Annotated in this window: 3 protein-coding genes; 1 reads left to right on the top strand and 2 read right to left on the bottom strand. The window is 35.3% G+C overall.

What is annotated here, in order from left to right; genetic code table 11:
* Positions 1-40: 40 nt before the first annotated feature.
* Positions 41-349: a DUF4298 domain-containing protein gene (locus tag ACQV2X_RS08605; protein ID WP_428874598.1), complete on the bottom strand. Its 309-nt coding sequence runs from the start codon at positions 347-349 to the stop codon at positions 41-43.
* A gap of 138 nt (positions 350-487) precedes the next feature.
* Here ACQV2X_RS08605 and pepI point away from each other — a divergent pair, with 138 nt between their 5' ends.
* Positions 488-1,369: a proline iminopeptidase gene (pepI, locus tag ACQV2X_RS08600; protein WP_428874597.1), complete on the top strand. Its 882-nt coding sequence runs from the start codon at positions 488-490 to the stop codon at positions 1,367-1,369.
* Between the two features lie 124 nt (positions 1,370-1,493).
* On the opposite strand, the gene ACQV2X_RS08595 is transcribed toward pepI, so the two are convergent.
* Positions 1,494-2,300: a hypothetical protein gene (locus ACQV2X_RS08595; protein WP_428874596.1), complete on the bottom strand. Its 807-nt coding sequence runs from the start codon at positions 2,298-2,300 to the stop codon at positions 1,494-1,496.
* Positions 2,301-2,381: the final 81 nt, after the last annotated feature.

Genomic DNA, 2,381 nt, shown 5'->3' with positions numbered 1-2,381 from the left:
AAAAAATAGAGTTGAGGCCTTCGGCCATCAACCCTATAAATTATAGAACCATTTTAAAAATCTCCGTACTGATTTCTAACATTTGAAGCGCGCATTGTCTGAGATTTCCCAATGTTTCATAAGCATAATCTTCGCCGAGAATAGCTCGTGTAGAATCACTCGGTAACAATTCTCTTTTTTCCATTTCAAGATGCTCATACCATTCTTGACTACCATAATAATCGATGAGTTTTGCTATTTTTTCGATTTGGCCTTGGAACGCATCGAGTTGTTCCATTAATTGATTAACAGATTGGTCAACGGCTAAATAGTTTGTTTCCATTTCGATAAAATGCTCAATCTTATCCATTTTATATCCCCCTAAACGAATTATTATTATTATTTTATCATCATTTATTAACCTTGCGCTAAAAAGAGTGAAACGAAAGTGGCAGGGACAGTTTATTTAGGTAATAATAGAAAGAGAACAATAAAAGGAGGCAAGATTATGAAGATTATTGAAGGAAAGATGCCTTTCAAAGGGCATGAAACCTATTACCGCGTTGTAAATCAAGCAGGTAGCAAACCCCCTCTACTCTTACTCCATGGGGGGCCGGGATCTACTCACAATTACTTGGAAGTTTTAGACCCACTTGCTGAATTGGATGATCGCCCATTGGTTATGTATGATCAAATTGGTTGTGGTTTATCGATGGTTGAAGGGCATCCTGAATTATTTACCGCACAGGTATGGAAAGAAGAATTAATTGCTTTAAGAAATTATTTAAAATTAGACCAAGTTCATATTTTAGGACAATCTTGGGGTGGGATGCTGCAGCAAATATATCAGATTGAAGAACAACCAGAGGGGATAAAATCTTATATTTTTTCATCAACGCTTTCATCCGCCAAGCTTTGGCGCCAAGAAGGGATGCGCCGAGTGAATCTAATGCCAGAAGTCTATCGTCAAGCGATATTAATGGCTGAAGAAAGCGGCAATTACCAATCACCGGAATACCTTGAAGCACTTAATGTCTTTATGGAAAGATATTGTTGTGGTCCAGTCACTGAAGATTCACCTGCTTGCCTAAAAAGAGAAAAGGCAGCTGGTTCAGAAGCTTATCTAGTGGGTTGGGGGCCTAATGAATTTACGCCGACTGGGACTTTGTCTGGCTTTGAATATACGGAGCACTTAAGGGAAATCGTACAACCATCCTTAGTGATCAGTGGGGCTATGGATCTTTCTTCTCCATACATTGCTAAAACTTTGTATGATAATCTACCCAATGCTGAATGGGAGTTGTTCCAGTATAGTCGACATATGTGTTACATTGATGAAACGGAAAAATACATTAATGTTTTAAGAGCTTGGTTGAACCAAAAAGATTAAATTCCCAATTAAATTTAAAGAGCCTAAGCACATTTGCTTGGCCTCTTTAAAAATTTATAATTCCATATCATCTAGATTCATTGAATCTCTTATTTCTTCTAATTCTTGTTCAAGGTCAAAAGTATTATCTATGACTTCTTTTTTTAAACATATCTTCGTGATATTCATTCCAGCTTTCCATGATAGTGTTCACACTAATTTCTAAGTATTCGTTATTTTTATCATAATATGAAATGTAAGAAAATTCTTTTAGTAATAAAGTTTCTTTATCAAAGCTGACCATAATATCAGTTGTGAAATTTTTTGAGTCAATTCCGTTTACATACAAATCAAAGTGTGGTTGAAATTCATCAAAAAGGTTTATGTCTTGACCATTGTTTAAAAAAATATAATGGGTTTCGTTCTCAAACACTTGCAAGCCATCTGAAATATTTACTAGTGAATCCATTAATAAGTGGTAGTTAGGGTTAGCAAAATATTCTATTCCATCAGAGGAATCTTGCATTTGATTGACCCATTGATCATTTTTAGAGGAACGAACTAATACTGCTTTTTCATCTGAAGGCAAGAAGGTCTCTTCAAAGTAGAATTGATCATTTTCTTCAGTTTCAAAATAAAGGATAGCCGCTTTAATCGCTTGAACTTGATCAAAAAGTAGGTCGAGCAGTGCCCACTGTTGTGAAAAAGTATATTCGTCCTCTGTTTCGACTATAGAATAAAGACTTATATTTTCTGTTACGGAAGTGACTTTCTCATTGGCGATTTTAATTTCCTCAAACAATTCTGTAGCAGTTTTTCGACTAGGTTTAGCTTCAGTCATAAAATCTTCAAAATAATTATTAATCTGAGCATGTGTCTTAATAGGTGATAGCATGGATACAGCGAAGAGCAGCACAACAAGTCGGTTGAAAAAGGACTTTACTTTCATCATTAATCACTCCCTTATAGTTATGGATAAAGTCCATATAATTGTGTAAAAGTAAAAAAGGTCATGAAACGTCCTTTTACGGTA

Source organism: Facklamia sp. P12945 (assembly GCF_050409485.1).
GTDB lineage: Bacteria > Bacillota > Bacilli > Lactobacillales > Aerococcaceae > Facklamia.
This window is presented reverse-complemented; position numbering and strand designations above follow the sequence as displayed.

What these genes read in the sequence shown, in the direction of transcription:
- ACQV2X_RS08605 (WP_428874598.1), bottom strand. Translation starts at nt 349, where the DNA reads ATGGATAAGATTGAGCATTTTATCGAAATGGAAACAAACTATTTAGCC.
- pepI (WP_428874597.1), top strand. Translation starts at nt 488, where the DNA reads ATGAAGATTATTGAAGGAAAGATGCCTTTCAAAGGGCATGAAACCTAT.
- ACQV2X_RS08595 (WP_428874596.1), bottom strand. Translation starts at nt 2,300, where the DNA reads ATGATGAAAGTAAAGTCCTTTTTCAACCGACTTGTTGTGCTGCTCTTC.